This is a genomic window from Streptomyces sp. NPDC052107, from assembly GCF_040680215.1.
In the GTDB taxonomy this organism is placed as follows: Bacteria; Actinomycetota; Actinomycetes; order Streptomycetales; family Streptomycetaceae; genus Streptomyces.
This window is the reverse complement of sequence record NZ_JBFAWG010000014.1, coordinates 48332-66052: the sequence shown is the minus strand read 5'-3', so window position 1 is coordinate 66052 and position 17721 is coordinate 48332. Positions and strand designations below refer to the sequence as shown.

The following is a 17721-nucleotide window of genomic DNA, read 5'->3' as shown; positions in this document are numbered from 1 at the left end:
AGCCATGGCCCGTCTCGCCCAGACCGCCGGTCTGACCGACGTCCAGCAGGAGATCCTCTCCACCGTCCGGGACTTTGTCGACAAGGAGATCATTCCTGTCGCGACCGAGCTGGAGCACCGCGACGAGTACCCGCAGCAGATCGTGGACGGCCTGAAGGAACTCGGCCTGTTCGGTCTGATGATCCCCGAGGAGTACGGGGGTCTGGGCGAGTCGCTCCTGACCTACGCGCTGTGCGTGGAGGAGATCGCCCGCGGCTGGATGTCGGTGTCCGGCATCATCAACACCCACTTCATCGTCGCGTACATGCTCAAGCAGCACGGCACGCAGGAGCAGAAGGACCACTTCCTGCCGAGGATGGCGGCCGGCGACATCCGGGGCGCCTTCTCGATGTCGGAGCCGGGCCTGGGCTCCGATGTGTCGGCGATCACGTCGAAGGCGGTCAAGGACGGCGACGAGTACGTCCTGAACGGCCAGAAGATGTGGCTGACGAACGGCGGGACGTCCTCCCTCGTGGCCGTCCTCGTCCGGAGTGACGAAGGACACCCCGAGGGCACGGCGCCCCACAAGTCCATGACGACCTTCCTGATCGAGAAGGAGCCGGGCTTCGGCGAGGTCCGCCCGGGGCTGACCATCCCCGGCAAGATCGAGAAGATGGGCTACAAGGGCGTCGACACCACCGAGCTGATCATGGACGGCCTGCGGGTACCCGCCGATCGGGTGCTCGGCGGCGTCACCGGCCGAGGTTTTTACCAAATGATGGACGGCGTCGAGGTCGGCCGGGTCAACGTGGCGGCGCGTGGCTGCGGCGTCGCCCAGCGTGCCTTCGAGCTCGGCGTCCAGTACGCCCAGCAGCGGCACACCTTCGGCAAGCCGATCGCCCAGCACCAGGCCATCCAGTTCAAGCTGGCGGAGATGGCCACCAAGGTCGAGGCCGCCCATGCGATGATGGTCAACGCGGCCCGCAAAAAGGACTCCGGCCAGCGTAACGACCTTGAAGCCGGGATGGCGAAGTACCTGGCCTCCGAGTACTGCAAGGAGGTCGTGGAGGACGCCTTCCGGATCCACGGCGGCTACGGCTTCTCCAAGGAGTACGAGATCGAGCGCCTCTACCGGGAGGCCCCGATGCTGCTCATCGGTGAAGGCACCGCCGAGATCCAGAAAATGATCATCGGCCGCAGACTGCTCGAAGAGTATCGATTCCAGGGCTGATTGTCCGGATGCGGGGTGTTTTCTTCGAGAAGAAGATCACACCCCGTATGCGCACTTCGGCCGTCGACTCGGCAGCCTGGCTTGCCCAGTTGCAGCCCGCGACCGGTACGATCCCGGGAAAGCCGCCGTCCCCCGTCTTGCGCGGCATCATCCGCTACGAAGGTCATCCATGCCCCACAGCCAAACCTCTGCACCTCGCGACAGCCGAGCTGGCGTACGCCTCGCGCGCGGAGCATCGCCGTGGCTTCTCCCGACCGTCGCCACCGCAGCCCTCAGCCTGGCCCGCGCCCGTCGCTCCGGCGCGGCCAAGGCCGTGGCCGTGCCCGCCACCGCGCTCGCCGCGGGCATGCTGTGGTTCTTCCGCGACCCCGAGCGCGAGATCGGCTCCGGCCGGGTGATCTCGCCCGCCGACGGTGTGGTGCAGAGCATCATGCCGTGGAAGGACGGGCGCACCCGCGTCGCGATCTTCATGAGCCCGCTGAACGTCCACGTCAACCGCGCGCCCCTCGCGGGCACGGTGACGTCCGTCGAGCACATCCCCGGCGGCTTTGTTCCGGCTTTCAACAAGGAGAGCGAGAACAACGAGCGCGTAGTCTGGCATTTCGACACCGAACTCGGCGACATCGAGATGATCCAGATCGCCGGCGCGGTGGCCCGCCGCATCGTGCCCTACATCCCTGAGGGCACGAAGGTCGAGCAGGGTGACCGTATCGGTCTGATCCGCTTCGGCTCGCGTGTCGACCTCTACCTGCCCGAGGGCGTGGAGGTCGCGGTCGAGGTCGGCCAGAAGACCGTGGCTGGGGTGACTCGCATTGACCGTGATTGATCCGGAGACCCAGGCCGGCTGGGTGCCCGAGGCCGACGAAGTGGACGAAGAGGAGGAGATGCCCCTCTCTCTCCGCCTGTCGATAGCGGACACCCTCACCCTGGGCAACGCCACGTGCGGGTTCATGGCGGTGTACTTCACCACCACCGGCATCCTGATCCCGCACCTGACCGGGAACGACGAGTCCGCCGGCATGGCGCGGCACAGCGCCGCCACGGCCGTCATCCTGATGCTCTGCGCGGCCGTCTTCGACCTGTTCGACGGACTGGTGGCCCGCAAGCTGCGCTCGTCGCCGATGGGCGCGGAGCTGGACAACCTCTCCGACCTGATCAGCTTCGGGCTCGCGCCCGCGTACTTCGTCCTCGTCTACGGCATGGTCGCGGACGACGCGCACCAGAGAATGGCGGCGCTCGGGGCAATCGTGGTGCTCCTGGCCGTCGTCCTGCGCCTGGCCCGCTTCTCGTGCGTGACCATGAAGGACGGCATGTTCCAGGGCATGCCCAGCCCCTTCGGGGCGCTGACGGTGGTCTCCATCGTGCTGCTGGAGCTGCCCTTCGTGGCGACGCTGCTGGCGATTCTGGGTACGGCGTGGCTGATGGTGAGCCGGGTGGAGTACCCGAAGCCCAGGGGCCGCCTGGCCGGGGCCATGCTGTCCTGGATCGTGCTGTCGATGGGCCTGCTGGCGGCCTGGGCCTTCGACGCGCCCAGCGGGCAGCTGCTGCTCCAGACGGGCTGCGCGCTCCAGCTGGTCATGGGCGCGGTGATTCCGTTGTTCGCCACGGCTCGGCGGGTGAACAACTTCCGCGACAACCGGCGGGAGGCACGGGCGGCACAGCTGCCCTGACCCTCATCTCGGCACTGACGGGTGTGGCCCGAGCCTTCGCGGCTCGGGCCACACCCGTTTCGCGTTCAAGGTCTGCCCGGATTCCCCGTTGAGGTGTCAACTACCCGCCGTTCCAGCCGAGTTGCGACGGCGCACAGGACGGAGGACGGTGGAATACGCAGGGTTTGCCTATGGCATTTGCCTGCCTCAGGGGGATTCATCACACCTCTCGCATCGGAGGACGGCCATGTCCTCGTACTCCAGCGCGGACTACCGCGTCCGCCACACCTCTACAATCCCGGCGAACCGCAACGAACAGGTAGAACTGTTCGTCCGCGAGTACAACGGCACCCGCGGACACCAGGAGCCGAAACCGGTGCTGATGCTCCACGGCAGAAGCTCCCCGGTGGTCACCGGCTTCGACCTCGTGCTCCCGCCCAGCGCCGGCGGTTCCGACATCCGGTACAGCTGGGCGCAGGAGCTGGCGCACCACGGCTACGACGTCTTCCTCATGGACCTGCAGGGCAACGGTCGGTCCCCCCGGCCCAGGATGGACGACCCCTGCAACGCCAACCCGGCCCAGCAGCAACCGGTCCTGGTGCCCAACCCGCTGGCCCAACCGTGCCCACCGTCGCCGCCCTACCCGCACCAACTGGGCAATTCCGAGAGTGAGTGGGCGGAGCTCGACACCGTGGTCAACTTCATCCGGGGTCTGCCCGAAAGGAACAAGCCGATCGACTTCATCGGCTGGTCCGCGGGCGCGTTCGTCCTGGGCCCGTACACCCTGAAGCACCCCGGCAACGTCAGGACACTGACCCTGCTGGCCCCGATCTTCCCGCCGAAGGGCCGCTGGTCCACCGTCCCCTCGGACCCCTTCGGACGCCCGCCCGAAGCCCAGACGCTGCCGGTGTCCACGCCGGCCGTCACCTTCGGCTTCCCGATGAACGTCGGCAGCAAGACCGGCTTCACGACCGGGTGGGACGGCGAGCAGTCCGGCCCCGAGCAGCGGGAGCCCGGCATGGTCGACGCGGTGTGGGACGCCCTCATGGCCGAGGACCCCGAGGGCGCCAAGTGGGGACGTTGGTTGCCGGACGGCACGCCCGAGGGCGTGTTGCGCTACCGGAACTCGTACTGGTGGGGGTGGAACAAACAGACCGTACCGCTCAAGGACGCTGCGGGCAGGCTCATACTCGGCGACCGGGTGCCCGTGCTCATCATCTACGGAGAGCAGGACAAGCAGGCCAACACCTCGTCCTCGTTGCCTGACGTCCTGTACTTCTCGGTCCCGGCGCTCTACCAGGCCATCCAGGGCAACGAGAAGCTCATGTTCCGCTTCGCGGCGGCCGGACACTCCATGGTCTGGGAACGGCGGGCCCAGGCCCTGCACGACCTGTCGAGTCAGTGGCTCGACGACGGCAAGGTGCACGGGCTCACGACAGGTAGCTACTTCCGCGACGTGGACGGCGACATCACACCTCTGGAGTAGACGCGCACGCCACGCGAGGATGCCCGACGGGCGGGCCGCCCGACCCGTCAGGCGTCTCGCCCGCTCAGACCAGCCGGTCCCGGGCGATCCGTTCCGCCACGTCCTCCAGGATCGGCCCGGCCTCCGCGATGCACCGCGCCACGTCCGGCTCGACCGAGGTGAGTGGGTACGCCTGCCGGATCCCGGCCCGCTGCAGCGCCTCCGTGGGCAGGGCGAGCCGGCCGCACACCGCGACGACCTCCTTGCCCGCGGCCCGCGCGGCGGCGGCGACCCCCGCCGGCGCCTTCCCGTGCAGCGTCTGCTCGTCCAGCGAGCCCTCACCGGTGATCACCAGCGAGGCCCGCTCCAGCGCGGGCGCGAAGCCCAGGACGTCCAGCATGACCTCGATGCCGGGCCGGAAACGGGCGCCGAGGAGCAGCGCGCCGTAGCCGATGCCGCCAGCCGCCCCCGCGCCCGGCGACGCCGCGTACTCCGCCGCCCGCGGCCCGGCCTCGGCCTCGGCCTCCAGGACCTTGGCGAAGTGGGCGAGGGCCGCGTCCAGGGTCTCCACGTCGTCCGGCGAGGCGCCCTTCTGCGGGCCGTACACCGCCGGCGCGCCCTTCGGCCCGGTCAGCGGATTGTCGACGTCGCTCGCCAGCACGAGCTCCACCGAGGACAGGCGCGGGTCCAGGCCGGACAGGTCGGCGCGGGCGAGTTCCGCCAGCCCGCCGCCGCCCGGCGACGCCGGCTCGCCGCTCTCGGTCAGGAAGCGCGCGCCCAGCGCGGACAGCATCCCCGCGCCGCCGTCGGTCGTGGCGCTGCCGCCGACGCCGAAAACGATCGTCCGGGCGCCGGCGTCGAGCGCGGCCCGCAGCAGTTCGCCGGAGCCGTACGTGGAGGCCGTCAGGGGCGCGAAGACCCCGGCGGGCAGGCGCTGGAGGCCGCTCGCCTCGGCCATCTCCACGACCGCGGTCCGGCCGCGCAGCGCGAACGCGGCGGTCACCTCCTCGCCCAGCGGCCCGGCGACCCGTACCTCGCGGCGCTCGAAACCGGCCGCGACCGCCGCGTCCACGGTCCCGTCGCCGCCGTCGGCCACGGGCAGCGCCTCGACCGAGAGGTCCGGCACGACCCGGCGCAGCCCGGCCGTCACCCGCTCGGCGACCTGCACGGCCGTCAGCGAGCCCTTGAACTTGTCCGCGGCGATGAGCACCCGACGGGTCTCGTTCACTGCAGCGTCCGCCACCTTGCTTTCCCCTTGCTCTCCGGGCCCCGCACACGTCAGGGCCAGTCGCGCCGCTGCGACCTTAACCGGATGACACCCCCGGCGTCATGCCCCGACCGAGGGCTGGGAAAGCGGCTGGGAGGAGCATGGGGAAAACGGGTAGATCCCAGCCATGACCAGCCAGCGCCCGCAATCCCCCGCCCTCGCCGACCGCATCCACGGCGGCTGGCTGGGCCGGATCGCGGGCAACATGCTCGGCAAGCCGGTGGAGCAGGGCGAGGTGTGGACCCGCGAGCTCATCGACCGCTATCTGCGCAAGGCCGAGGCGCTGCCGCTCACTGACTACCTGCCCGAGCCCGCCGACGCGGCCGACGGCGCCGTACTGCGCCCGGAGTGGCGCGAGTGCGTGCGCGGCCGGATCCGCGGCAGTGTGCGCGACGACGACGTCGACTACGCGATCCTCGGCCTGCACCTGCTGGAGACGTACGGCTTCGGCTTCAGCACCGAGCAGGTCGGCGACCTGTGGCTGCTGCGGCTGCCGTATCTGCAGACCTTCACCGCGGAACGGGCGGCGTACCGCAATCTCGCCAACGGACTGAAGCCTCCGCTGACAGCGACGTACGACAACCCGTACCAGGAGTGGATCGGCGCGCTGATCCGCGCCGACGTCTACGGCTGGACCCGCCCCGGCGACCCCGCGGTCGCCGCCGGCCTCGCCCGCCGGGACGCGGTGCTGTCGCACACCGGGAACGGCGTGTACGGCGCCATGTGGGCGGCCGCGCTGATCGCCGCCGCCTTCACCGCCCCCACCGTGCGGGACGCACTCGACACGGCGCTCGGCGTGATCCCGGCGAGCAGCAGGCTCGCCCGTACCGTACGGCGGGTCATGACCCTGCACGAGACGCGGCTGCCCTGGGAGGAGACCCTGGCCACGCTGGCCGCGGAGACCGCCGGGCTCGGCTGGATCCACACCGTCCCGAACGCCGCCGTCCTCACCGCCGGGCTGCTGTACGGCGAAGGCGACTTCACCCGGACCATCGCGCTGACCGTGCGCGGCGGGCTGGACACCGACTCCAACGGGGCGACGGCCGGCTCGGTGGCCGGGGTGCTCACGGGCGCGGCCGCGATCCCGGCCCAGTGGAAGGACCCGCTGCAGGACACGGTACGGAGCGCGGTGTTCGGCTTCGACGGCGTACGGATCAGTGCGCTGGCGGAACGCACCCTGCGCCTGGCGACGGCGGGCCCTCAGCCGCCCCGCGCCTGGTTACCCTTCCCCAATGACCACGACTCCTGACTTCGCCACGTACATCGCGAGCCTGCCCCGTGTCCTCGCCGGCGCGGCCGCGCTCTTCCGCGACACCGAGGGGCGCGTGCTGCTGGTCGAGCCCAACTACCGTGAGGGCTGGGCGCTTCCGGGTGGCACGATCGAGTCGGACGACGGGGAGACCCCGCGCCAGGGCGCACGCCGGGAGACGCTGGAGGAGATCGGGCTCGACCGGGAGCCGGGCCGGCTGCTGACCGTGGACTGGGTGCACGGCGTGGGCCGGCCCCCGCTGGTGGCGTACCTGTACGACGGCGGTGTCCTCACGGAGGCCGAGCTGAAGGCGATCCGGCTCCAGGAGGAGGAGCTGCTGTCCTGGCGCCTGGTCCCGCGCGAGGAGATCACCGGCCACCTCCCCGGGGCCCTGGGCCGCCGCGTCCTGACAGCCCTGGACGTCCTCGCGGACGGCTCCGGCACCGCGGAACTGGAGAACGGCCACCGCGTGGCATGACCGGCCCGGATCCCACCGGTCCTGCCGTCACCGTTCCCGATCCCGCCGACGACCCGAGCTGCCTGCGCCGGGTCCTCGCGGGGCCGCCGGCGCTGCTGACCCTGGCCGCACTCGGGGTGCGGCTGCTCGGCCGGCGGGTACCGGGCCGCGGCTGGGCTGAACGCGCTCAGGCCATCATCAAGGCGGTCTCGGCGCCTTCCACGGCCCGGTGCTCGGATTGCAGTTCGAACCAGATGGTCTTGCCCGTGGCTGTCTCCGTGCTGCCCCAGGCGTCCGCGAGCAGGTCGAGGAGTTCCGTTCCGCGCCCGCCTTCCGCGTCGGTGTCTACGACGCTGCGCAGGGGGCCGGCGGACTCGGTGTCCTCGACCTCGCATGCCAGACGGGAGTCACGCACCCGCAGGTTGAGCCTGAGCGGCCCGCGGGTGTGGCGCAGGGCGTTGGTGACCACCTCGCTGACCAGGAGCTCGGCGGTGTCGGCCAGGTCGGCCAACGCCCAGTCGCTCAGCTGAGCGGTCACCAGCCGCCGGGCCCGGCCCGCCGAGGTGAGCTCCCGGGGCAGGGGCCAGGAGGCGTCCCAGACGGTGGCGCGGCCACGTGGCGCGTCCAGCGGTCGTATTGGTGCGAGCGCACGGGACCACAGGGCCCACTGCCGGGTGGCCCAGGAGAGGGCGGCGTGGGTGGCCATAGGAATCAGTCCTTCTGAGCGAGTCCGTACATGTAGCAGTCGCTACACCTCAAATATATACGTAGCGGGTGCTACGGTAAAGACATCGCCAAGAGTATTTATAGGGGCACATTGCCCGAACTTCCCTCACGCGTTCAGGAGCCCTCATGCCCCGGCCGCCCGACCCGGCCAAACGACGCGACCTGCTCGACCGGGTCCGCGCATACGTCCTCCGCAACGGGCTGACGGACCTCTCCCTGCGGCCCCTGGCCCGTGCGCTGGGCACCAGCGACCGCATGCTCCTGTACTACTTCGGCTCCAAGGAACGCATGGTCGCCGAGGCCCTCGCGGGCTACGAGCGCCGGCCTCTTCTGCGCACCCGCGAGCTGCTGGAGGCCTTCGGCTCACCGAGGGACGCGGCGGGCCTCCGTCGCTTCATGGAGGCGGTGTGGCGTCAGTTCGGCGACCCCGACGTACGTGCCTCGCTCCCCCTCTATCTCGAGATCATGAGCGCCAGCCTGCTCCACCCGGACCGGTACGGGCCCGTCCTGCACGACATCGTCACCGAGTGGACGGACCTGCTCACCAGCGTCTTCCGCGATCTCGGCATGGACCAGGAGCGGGCCCGCACGCAGGCCGCCCTGCTGACCGACTCCACCTTCGGCCTCGTGATCGCCCCGCTGGCGAACGGCCACTGGGACCGGGCGGACCAGGCCTTCCACGTTCTCCTCGACATCCTGGAACCGGAATGGCGGGCCCGGGCGTGACGCTCGGTCAAAACGCGCTGCGCTGCCCACCGGCACCTCACCGCGCCACGGCCGAGGACCGGGGACTCGGCCCCGATATCCGCTCGCCCCGATCGGACGGGCGTCCTACTCTCGGCCCATGGACAGGCCTCTCCTCGCCCTGCTCAGTGGCGCAGGCATCTCCACCGACTCCGGAATCCCGGACTACCGCGGGCCGAACGGGCTGTGGCGGCGGGATCCGGAGGCCGAGAAGCTCGTCACCTACGAGTACTACATGGCGGACCCGGAGATCCGGCGGCGGTCCTGGCAGATGCGGCGGAGGAACCGGACGCTCAAGGCCGAGCCGAACGCCGCGCACCGGGCCGTCGCCGAGCTGGAGAAGTCCGGCATCCCCGTCCGGGTCATCACGCAGAACGTGGACGGGCTGCACCAGATGGCCGGCATGCCCGCCCGCAAGGTGCTCGAACTGCACGGCAGCGCACGCAGTGTCGTGTGCACCCGGTGCTACGCCCGCGGGCCGATGGAGGACGCCCTCGCCCGCGTCGAGGCCGGCGAGGAGGACCCGGCCTGTCTGGAATGCGGCGGCATCCTGAAGTCGGCGACCGTGATGTTCGGTGAGCGACTGGACCCGGTCGTCCTCGGTCAGGCGGTGTCCATCAGCAAGGCGTGCACCCTGTTCGTCGCCGTCGGCAGCAGCCTGCAGGTGCAGCCCGCCGCCGGCCTGGTCGGGGTCGCCGCGGACCACGGCGCCCGTCTGATCATCGTCAACGCCGAACCGACGCCGTACGACGACCTCGCCGACGAGGTCGTACGCGAACCGATCGGCACCGCGCTGCCCACGCTGCTGGACCGCATCCGGACCCAGGGCGGCACGTAAGGACCCGTTCGCCACCAGGCCCCGCCCGCCTCAGGAGTCGCCGCGGCTCACATGGGCCTCGTAGTAGTACGAGACCTCGCACACGAGGACGAGGGAGTCCAAGCGTGAGCGGTCAGCGGCGGTAGCAGTACGAATCCGAGGATGCGTCGCCGCCCTGCAGGCGCGTCTGGTGCACGCGCAAGCCGAGAAAGTCCGGGCCGTGCGGGAAGAAACGGCTGTCGATGGAAAGCCCACCGTGGGTGGTGTCGGCGTCGAGCTTGACCATCCACGGGTCGATGCCCGCTGGATAGACCTGCGCGTCCCAGGCGGAGTACAAGGAGTTGGTCACGTACGCGCGCCGCCCGTCGCGGCTGAGCTCGACCATCTGCGCTCCGCCGGTGAGCGGAATGTCCGGCTCGGCGGGATGCGGCCGTCGGCCGACGACGCCGCCAAGACGCACGGACGCGGTCTGTCTCGGATGGAACGGGTCGCTCACGTCGTACTGGAGCAGGTCACCGGTTGCCCATGCGGACACGTACAGCCACTGGTCGTCCACCGACAGGTCGATGTCGGTGATGAACGGCGGCACGGCGCCGAACGGCTGCAGCACAGGGGGTAGGTCCTCCGCCGGGGCGGACTCGGCGGGGAGGGTGATCACCTTGCGGACCACGCGGTCCTCGCCCTCCCGGTTCCACAACCACACAGACGCCGAGAGGTCCTCTACGTCGACCACGGTGCTTGCGAACCCCCACGTCGCCTCGGGGTCGTGCGCGGGACGCAGTTCCAGCACCATCTGGTTCTCGTCCCCCAGGTCGACGCGCTGCAGGTGCCGGCCCGAGTCCAGCTCCCAGAAGTGCAGTGAGTGGCCGTATCGGCGACCCAGCAGCAACTCGGGTACAAGGCCGTCCTCGATCATCGACGGGGTCCCCCACTCGCTGGTCACAGCGATGTTCTGGCGCAGATGCCACCAGACGTCGTAGGCGAACCGCTGCGGTCCGCGGTCACTCTCCCAGGCGCGCAGCACTGCGAAGCTTTCGTGGTCCAGCAGCGCGACGCCGCCAGGCCCGTCCGCACCGTCCGCGCCGCCCAGGCAGGAAAGGAACACTCCGTCGGGACCGCAGTGGAGGGTGTGTGGACGCGAATATCCCGCGTTGGCGGCCAGCTCTTCCGGCTCGACCACCTTGACCAGGCGGGGGCGGGCGGGATCGGGCCTGGTGTCGAAGACGTGCAGCCGGGAGGAGCGCAGTCCCGGCACGATGAGGTAGCGCCGGGCGGCGTGATGATGACCGGCATGCGCCAGCGCGCTCGAGCAGGCGTTCCACCCGAAGTGGTGCAGTTCGTTGCCCGGGTCGGGCAGTTCGGCCTGGGCGGTCACACAGCCGTAGGCAGGGGATTCGGGGTCGGTGACGACGGTGAACAACGCGTCCGCGCGCTGTGCGGTCGGGTCGAAACCGACGACATAGGCGAGCTTCTCCGGGGGTGCGGCGACGGCGTCCGCCGGAGTGCGGTACAAGGTGGGGTCACCGTGGTCGCCGCTGTGGTGGGCGTGGTCGGTCGTCGTCATGGCTGTTCCTTGTCCCGAACGGGAGTCTGGAACCGGGTGACTCCAGAGAGGCAGTCGCCCTCATCCGTTCGAGATCGATGTGCGGATATCGGACATACATGCCATACGGCCAGCGTTTCACAGCCCCGAAGCACTGCCAACGCGGCAGCGCGAGCCCCAGCGAGGCGTGCACCGTCTTCCTCGCCGTCGGCGGCAGCCCGCAGGTACGGCCCGCCGCCGGGCCGGCCGGCATCGCCGCCCACCACGGCGCCCACGAACTCCTGCACCGCATCCGGACCGACAGCCGCGCCACGGGCGATCAAGGATGCCCGCTCCTGGTCCCTGCCGTACCGCTCGGCCGGTATGAGGATCGCGGCGGCCATCTGCTGGGTCGGGTTGTCCGACGCCAGAGCCTCCATGACGTCCCTGAACGCGGTTCAGAAGAGGGCGCCGGCTCGCTCGAAGTCCAGCAGGCGTCGTTTGCGGTCCAGGCCGCCGCCGTAGCCGGTGAGGCTGCCGTCCGAGCCGATGACGCGGTGACAGGGGACGATGATGCCGACGGGGTTCTTGCCGTTGGCGAGGCCGACCGCGCGGGAGGCCCGGGGATTGCCCAGGGAGCCGGCGAGTTGGCCGTAGGTACGGGTCTCGCCGTAGGGGATGCGCGTGAGCTCTTGCCAGACGCCGCGCTGGAAGGAGGTGCCGCGCAGGGCGAGTTCGAGGGTGAACTGCTTCAACTCGCCCGCGAAGTAGGCCGACAGCTGCTCCTTCGCCGCGGCGAAGCAGGGCAGGTCGTCGTCGCGCGGGCCGAGGTTCTCCTCGGGCGGGCGGTGCCGCTGGTCGGTCATGTACAGGCCGCACAGGGTGCCGTCGGCGTCGGCGACCAGGGTGAGCGGGCCGTAAGGGCTGTCGATCACGGTGTGGGACATCGGGGGAACCTTCTTACACGGGCAGGAAGTTGATCGGGTGGCCGTCGGTCGCCCACAGGTACTGCACGGCGTACGCCCGCCAGGGCCGCCATGCCTCCGCGCGGGCGGTGAGCGCGGCCGGGGTGGAGGGCAGGCCCAGCTCCTGGGCCGCGCGCCGGATGCCGAGATCGGTGGGGAGGAAGGCGTCGGGGTCGCCGAGGGCGCGCATGGCGATGACGTCGACCGTCCACGGCCCGAATCCGGGCAGCGCCAGGAGCCGGGCGCGGGTCTCGGCCCAGTCGGACTCAGCGCCCAAGTGAAGGGAGCCGTCGGCGAGTTCGCGGACCAGGGTGGTGAAGGTGGTGCGCCGGGTGCGGGGCATCGCCAGGGTCTCGGGGTCGACGGCGGCGAGGGCCTCGGAGGAAGGGAAGAGGTGTGTGAGGCCGCCCTCGGGGTCGTCGAGGGGTTTGCCGTGCGCCGTGACCAGCCGGGCCGCGTGCGTGCGGGCGGCGGCCGTGGAGACCTGCTGTCCGAGGACGGCGCGGACGGCGAACTCGGCCTCGTCGACCGTGCGCGGCACCCGGCGGCCGGGCGCCTTGTCGACCAGGGGCGCGAGCAGCGGGTCGGTGCGCAGCCGGTCGTCGACGGCGACGGGGTCGGCGTCCAGGTCGAGCATGCGGCGGCAGCGGCTGATCGCCACGGGCAGGTCACGCAGATCGCTCAGGGTGAGGCGGCAGGCGATGTGGTCGGGGCGGGGCGTGAGGGAGACGATCCCGTGGCCGTACGGCAGGCGCAGCGTGCGCCGGTACGCGCCGTCGCGCCACTCCTCCACCCCGGGTACGGCGGTGGCGGCGAGGTGACCGAAGAGGTTGGACGGGTTGAGGGGGGCGCGGAACGGCAGCCGCAGGGCGATCCCGCCCGGGGTGCCGGCCCCGGACTTCGGCGCGCGGGCGCGCAGCTCGCTCGGGCTCAGGGCGAAGACCTCACGGACGGTGTCGTTGAAGGTGCGGATGGAGGCGAAACCGGCCGCGAAGGCGATCTCCGTCATGGGCAGCGGGGTGGTCTCGATGAGCAGCCGCGCGGTCTGGGCGCGCTGGGCGCGGGCGAGCGCGAGGGGGCCCGCGCCGAGTTCGGCGAGCAGCTGCCGCTCCACCTGGCGGGTGCTGTAGCCGAGCCGGTCGGCGAGTCCGGGCACGCCCTCGCGGTCCACGACACCGTCGGCGATGAGCCGCATGGCGCGAGCCACCAGGTCGGCGCGCTGGTTCCACTCCGGGGAGCCGGGGCTGGTGTCCGGGCGGCAGCGTTTGCAGGCCCGGAACCCGGCCTGCTGGCAGGCGGCCGCGCTCGGGTAGAACGTCATGTTCTCCGGCTTGGGCGGGACGACGGGACAGCTGGGGCGGCAGTAGATCCGGGTGGTCAGGACGGCCGTGAAGAACCACCCGTCGAACCGCGCGTCCTTGGACTGCACGGCGCGTACGCAGTGCTCCCGGTCGAGGTGCGTCGCTGTCTGCATGCGTCCAGCATCGGCCACCCGGGGCGGCGAACGCTGGCGGGAATCCGACAGCAGCGTTCGCGGGCCTGGTGGGTTGCCGATCCGCGTGGGGGCGCGGCGGTGCGGGGGCGTCGTACGGAGTGTGGGGCATGGGGCTCGTACGGTCGTCTCATGCGCCCGTGAGGATGTGGGCGGCCGAGCCGGTCCGCGCCGGCCTCACGGCGCGGGTGTCCCGAGGGCGGCGGCGTGCCGGAACCCGGTGATCCACTCGGCGGTGTGGCGCAGCCCGCCGAACGTGTAGAAGTGCACCTTGACCGCGCCGTGCCGCTCGGGGTCGTAGCGGTGGGCGAGCGCGCGCAGGAAGCGGTCAGGACCGGTCGTACCCATGAGGTTGGTCAGCGAGAAGCCGTACTTACGGGCGACGGAGGCGCTGGTCGCGACGCCGAACCGGGTGGCGTAGCCGAGCAGCCGGCGAACGCCCGCCGGTCCGGGCACGCCGATGCGGACAGGCAGGTGGACGCCCCGGGCGCGGGCGGCCTCCAGCCAGCCGAGGACGGGGTCGACGTCGAAGCCGAACTGGGTGATGACGTCGCCGTCGAACCGGTGCGCCCCGACGGCCGCCGCCTTGTCGGTGAGCGCGGACCACAGCGTGCCGTCGGCTATCGAAGGGTGGCCCTCCGGGTAGCCGCAGATGCCGACGTGCCGGACGCCGTGGCGCTGCAGCAGTCCGGTGCGCAGGACGGCCAGGGCGTCCGGGTAGGGGCCCTCGGGGCGGGCGGGGTCGCCGCCGACGACGAAGATGTTCTCGGCCGTGCCGTCCTCGGCCAGCCCGGACAGGAACTCCTCCAGGGCGGCTCGGGAGGGCAGGCGGCGCGCCGAGATGTGGGGCACGGGCACGAAACCGAGCCGCTTGACCGCGCGGGCGGCCGCCAGCCGCATGCCGAGGTCCTCGCCGGCGAGGAAGGTGATGTTGATCCGGGTGCCTGGCGGGATGCTGCCCTGCGCCTCCTCCAGCCGGGGCACGTCCTTGCCGGTCATCTCCAGCGAGAAGTCGTCCAGCAGCGCGGCACCGACCGCCGGGGTGGCGGTGAGAGCGGGGTTCATCGTGCTCCTCGTACGACGGCGTTCGGGACCCCGGCCGATGATGTCACGCGCGGTGCGGGGGCCTCGGCCCGGGGTCACGCCCTGGGGCGACCTTGTGGGCGCTCGCCAACCGCATGGCCGGCACGAGAGCACCCCGGCTGCTGGTGGTACCCGTGCCCGGCGCGCCCCGGCACCGGCACCGGGCGCTGAGCCCGCAGGCCGGTTATGGACCGGTGACACGCACCGGCTTTGGCTCTGGTGACCGGACCACGCCCCCGGCAAGGTGGTGCTCCCGAACCCGAGGAGGTCCTTGACCATGCGATTCCGGCACGCGGACACCATCTGGGCCACGTTCCCCGAACTGGCCTCCGGCGCGCTGTACGCCGACGGCGTCGGCGCCGGTGTGGACACCGGGCCGCGCGCCGCCGAGTACACCGCCCGCGCCCTGGCCCGGCTGGCCGGCGCCACCGAGGGTGAGTTCCCCGAAGTGCTGGCCTGGCGGCGGACGTTCAGCCGGACGGGGCTGAAGCCGACGCAGTACCGGTGTGCCTCGGAGTCGCTGCTGCGGCGGCTGCGGAAGGAGGGGACGCTGCCGCGCATCCATCCGCTGGTCGACCTGTGCAACGCGCTGTCGGTGGCGTACGCGATCCCGGTGGCGGTCCTCGACGTCGACCGGATCACCTGGCCGCTGCTGGAGGTGCGGCCCGCCGTCGGCGACGAGACGTACACGGCGTTCGGCGGGGGCGCCGAGCATCCCGCGCCCGGCGAGGTGACCTTCGTCGACTCCGCGGGCCGCGCGCACGCCCGTCGCTGGACCCACCGGCAGAGCGGCCACTCGGCGGTCGGCGAGCACACCCGCCGGGTGCTGGTGGTGGCGGAGGCCATGCACGACGACGGCGCGGAGATCGTGCCCGAGCTGCTGAAGACGGTCGAGGCGGAGGTGGCGGCACACTGGGGGGTCGGCACGGAGACGGCCGTACTCACCCGGGCCGCGCCGGACTTCGTCTTCGGCGGCTGAACCCGGCGCATGACAGCATGAGCGCGGTGGACGAGGAGCGAGGGGTGCAGGCAAGTGCGGGCGAACTCCCGGGCCGTGGCTCGGACTTCCTGCAGCTGGCGGCCGGTGACGTGCCGGCCGGCGGGAAGGCCGAGTGGCTGGCCGGACGGCTGCGGCAGGCGATAGCGGACGGCCGTCTGGCGGTGGGCAGCAGACTCCCGCCCACCCGGGTGCTGGCCACCGAACTCCGGGTCTCCCGAGGGGTGATCACCGAGGCCTACCGCCGGCTCGCCGAGGACGGCCACCTGGAGGGCCGCCGCCGCGGGGGCACGGTGGTGGTGGCGGCACCCTTCGCTCCGCCAGGGAGCGTCCACGGCGGCGGGGCACCGGGACGCGAGGAGTCGCGGCCGGCCCCTGAGGATGCGGCACTCGGCAGACCCCTTCCCAGGACATCATCGACCTGGCCCGCCGACACGCCTGGAAGCCCGGGCACCGGCATGACCGGCGCCGTGTGGTCAGGGGCATCCGGCACCGAGTCGTCCGGCCCGCCACGAGCATGCCGCACCGAGCCATCGGGCCCGTCGGGAGCGCCCCACCCCGCACCCATCGCACCGTCCTCTCGCGCCCACGCCGCGCCGACCTCCAGCGCGCAGTGCCCGCCGCCGACCCCACGCGCACCCCGACCCCCGCACGCAGCCGACGGCCACACCTCCCGCACGAGCCCCAGCCCCCGCCCCACACCCCCCACCGCACCCGCGACGCCGTTCCTCCGACCCCCCGGTGCCGATGTCTTCGACGCGTTGCGGGAGGCGCCGGCCGTCGTCGATCTCACTCCCGGGCGGCCGGATCTCGCCGCCTTTCCGCGTACCGCCTGGCTGCGTGCCGAGCGTGCCGTGCTCGCGGAACTGTCCGCCGAGCACTTCGGCTACGGCGACCCCCGTGGCGCTCCCGCGCTGCGGCGGGCCGTCGCCGAATGGCTCGCGCGGATGCGGGGCGTACGGGTGGAGCCGGACGAGGTGCTGATCGTGGCCGGCACCGCCCAGGCGCTCACGCTGCTGCACCAGGTGGTGCGGGCGGACGGCATCGACTCCGTCGCGGTGGAGGACCCCGGCTCGCTCGGCGGCCGCCAGCACCTGCGCAACGGGGGCCTCGACACCCCGCCGGTGCCGGTCGACGGGGACGGGGTGCGGGTGGACGCGTTGCGCGCGACCGGCGCCCGCGCGGTGCTGCTCACGCCGGCTCACCAGTTCCCGACCGGCGTGGTGACCAGCGGCGAGCGCCGGCGTGAGCTGCTGGGCTGGGCACGGGACGGCGGGCTGATCCTGGAGGACGACTACGACGCGGAGCACCGCTACGACCGGCCGCCGGTCCCCGCGCTGCGGGCGCTGCTGGCCGACCGGGTGTGCTACATGGGCAGCGTGTCGAAGCTGCTCGCTCCGGCGCTGCGCATCGGCTGGCTGGTGGCCCCGCCGCGCTATCGCACCGGCCTGGTCGACGCCAAGCGGTTCAACGACCTGGGCAACGCGATGCTGCCGCAGTTGGTGCTCGCCCATCTGATGGAGTCCGGTGGGCTGGAGCGGCATCTGCGGCTGTTGCGGCGGCGGCACCGCGACCGCCGGGACGCGATGATCGCCGCGCTCGCCGAACACCTGCCCGGCGGGACCGTACACGGTGCCGCGGCGGGCCTGCATCTGACGGTCACGTACCCCGCGAACGTACCCGACACCGAGCTCGCCGCCGCCGCGCTGGCCCGGGGCGTGAAATGCCAACCCCTGTCCTGGCACCGGCAGTTGCCCGGACCGTCCGGCCTGGTCCTCGGCTACGCGGCCACCGCGCCGGGAGTCATCGCCGAGGGCGTGGCACTGCTCGGCAGGACCCTGCGCGAACTGTCCTGACGGCCACTCCGGGCTTCTCTGAACCAGCGTGCTGTCAGCGGCCCTGGGACTGGTGGGCTCGCATGTTGAGGTGTCGCGTATTCAATGTCCGCGGAGGAGTTCAGTCACTCAGCGTGTGCCTCGCTCTCCGATGCGGCTGCGATGTGGCGATGACAGAGGTCCGCTGAGGTGCCACGTCGCAGCGACGAGGCAGGCGGCAACCGCCTCGTCAGAGCACCGTTC

Annotated in this window: 16 protein-coding genes; 10 read left to right on the top strand and 6 right to left on the bottom strand. The window is 71.7% G+C overall.

Annotation, left to right across the window (positions count from 1 at the left end; all coding sequences use genetic code 11):
- The first annotated feature begins 4 nt into the window (after window positions 1-4).
- The 4 genes from AB0M27_RS18090 (at window position 5) to AB0M27_RS18075 (ending at window position 4345) form a co-directional block, all read left to right on the top strand.
- Window positions 5-1210: an acyl-CoA dehydrogenase family protein gene (locus AB0M27_RS18090; protein WP_365722813.1), complete on the top strand. Its 1206-nt coding sequence runs from the start codon at window positions 5-7 to the stop codon at window positions 1208-1210.
- A gap of 169 nt (window positions 1211-1379) precedes the next feature.
- Window positions 1380-2036 (top strand): phosphatidylserine decarboxylase, encoded by a 657-nt coding sequence (locus AB0M27_RS18085; RefSeq protein WP_067127091.1) that lies wholly within the window; start codon window positions 1380-1382, stop codon window positions 2034-2036.
- Between the two features lie 22 nt (window positions 2037-2058).
- Window positions 2059-2880 carry a CDP-diacylglycerol--serine O-phosphatidyltransferase gene (gene pssA, locus AB0M27_RS18080; protein WP_055708676.1) on the top strand — a complete coding sequence of 274 codons (822 nt, stop codon included), beginning with the start codon at window positions 2059-2061 and terminating at the stop codon, window positions 2878-2880.
- Between the two features lie 226 nt (window positions 2881-3106).
- Window positions 3107-4345 (top strand): alpha/beta fold hydrolase, encoded by a 1239-nt coding sequence (locus tag AB0M27_RS18075; RefSeq protein ID WP_365722811.1) that lies wholly within the window; start codon window positions 3107-3109, stop codon window positions 4343-4345.
- A gap of 64 nt (window positions 4346-4409) precedes the next feature.
- Here AB0M27_RS18075 and AB0M27_RS18070 read toward each other — a convergent pair whose 3' ends face one another.
- The gene (locus tag AB0M27_RS18070) at window positions 4410-5552 is read right to left on the bottom strand and encodes a glycerate kinase (RefSeq protein ID WP_365722809.1); all 1143 of its coding nucleotides are present in this window, start codon (window positions 5550-5552) and stop codon (window positions 4410-4412) included.
- 166 nt (window positions 5553-5718) lie between these two features.
- Here AB0M27_RS18070 and AB0M27_RS18065 point away from each other — a divergent pair, with 166 nt between their 5' ends.
- Together AB0M27_RS18065 and AB0M27_RS18060 are read left to right on the top strand one after the other, a co-directional pair.
- Window positions 5719-6840 carry an ADP-ribosylglycohydrolase family protein gene (locus AB0M27_RS18065; RefSeq protein WP_365722807.1) on the top strand — a complete coding sequence of 374 codons (1122 nt, stop codon included), beginning with the start codon at window positions 5719-5721 and terminating at the stop codon, window positions 6838-6840.
- The gene (locus AB0M27_RS18060) at window positions 6824-7318 is read left to right on the top strand and encodes an NUDIX hydrolase (RefSeq protein ID WP_365722805.1); all 495 of its coding nucleotides are present in this window, start codon (window positions 6824-6826) and stop codon (window positions 7316-7318) included. Before AB0M27_RS18065 ends, AB0M27_RS18060 begins: the two co-directional genes overlap by 17 nt.
- A gap of 166 nt (window positions 7319-7484) precedes the next feature.
- Here AB0M27_RS18060 and AB0M27_RS18055 read toward each other — a convergent pair whose 3' ends face one another.
- Entirely contained in the window at window positions 7485-8003 is a 519-nt protein-coding gene (locus AB0M27_RS18055) for an ATP-binding protein (RefSeq protein ID WP_365722803.1), read from the bottom strand.
- 146 nt (window positions 8004-8149) lie between these two features.
- On the opposite strand from AB0M27_RS18055, the gene AB0M27_RS18050 reads away from it, so the two are divergent.
- Both AB0M27_RS18050 and AB0M27_RS18045 read left to right on the top strand, forming a co-directional pair.
- Entirely contained in the window at window positions 8150-8749 is a 600-nt protein-coding gene (locus tag AB0M27_RS18050) for a TetR/AcrR family transcriptional regulator (protein ID WP_365722801.1), read from the top strand.
- A 118-nt stretch (window positions 8750-8867) separates the two neighbouring features.
- Window positions 8868-9605 carry a Sir2 family NAD-dependent protein deacetylase gene (locus AB0M27_RS18045; protein ID WP_365722799.1) on the top strand — a complete coding sequence of 246 codons (738 nt, stop codon included), beginning with the start codon at window positions 8868-8870 and terminating at the stop codon, window positions 9603-9605.
- Between the two features lie 112 nt (window positions 9606-9717).
- Here the strand turns inward: AB0M27_RS18045 and AB0M27_RS18040 are convergent, their stop codons facing one another.
- From AB0M27_RS18040 to AB0M27_RS18025, 4 genes are all read right to left on the bottom strand, one after another.
- Window positions 9718-11148: a selenium-binding protein SBP56-related protein gene (locus tag AB0M27_RS18040; RefSeq protein WP_365722797.1), complete on the bottom strand. Its 1431-nt coding sequence runs from the start codon at window positions 11146-11148 to the stop codon at window positions 9718-9720.
- Between the two features lie 416 nt (window positions 11149-11564).
- Window positions 11565-12053, bottom strand: coding sequence for a methylated-DNA--[protein]-cysteine S-methyltransferase (locus AB0M27_RS18035; protein ID WP_365722795.1), 489 nt, complete (start codon window positions 12051-12053; stop codon window positions 11565-11567).
- Between the two features lie 13 nt (window positions 12054-12066).
- Window positions 12067-13545, bottom strand: a complete 1479-nt coding sequence (locus AB0M27_RS18030) for an AlkA N-terminal domain-containing protein (RefSeq protein WP_365722793.1) — start codon at window positions 13543-13545, stop codon at window positions 12067-12069.
- Between the two features lie 195 nt (window positions 13546-13740).
- The gene (locus tag AB0M27_RS18025; protein WP_365722791.1) at window positions 13741-14628 is read right to left on the bottom strand and encodes a methylenetetrahydrofolate reductase; all 888 of its coding nucleotides are present in this window, start codon (window positions 14626-14628) and stop codon (window positions 13741-13743) included.
- 295 nt (window positions 14629-14923) lie between these two features.
- On the opposite strand from AB0M27_RS18025, the gene AB0M27_RS18020 reads away from it, so the two are divergent.
- Entirely contained in the window at window positions 14924-15625 is a 702-nt protein-coding gene (locus AB0M27_RS18020) for a phenylalanine--tRNA ligase beta subunit-related protein (protein ID WP_365722789.1), read from the top strand.
- Window positions 15626-15642: 17 nt separating this feature from the next.
- Window positions 15643-17499, top strand: a complete 1857-nt coding sequence (locus AB0M27_RS18015) for an aminotransferase class I/II-fold pyridoxal phosphate-dependent enzyme (RefSeq protein WP_365722787.1) — start codon at window positions 15643-15645, stop codon at window positions 17497-17499.
- Window positions 17500-17721: the final 222 nt, after the last annotated feature.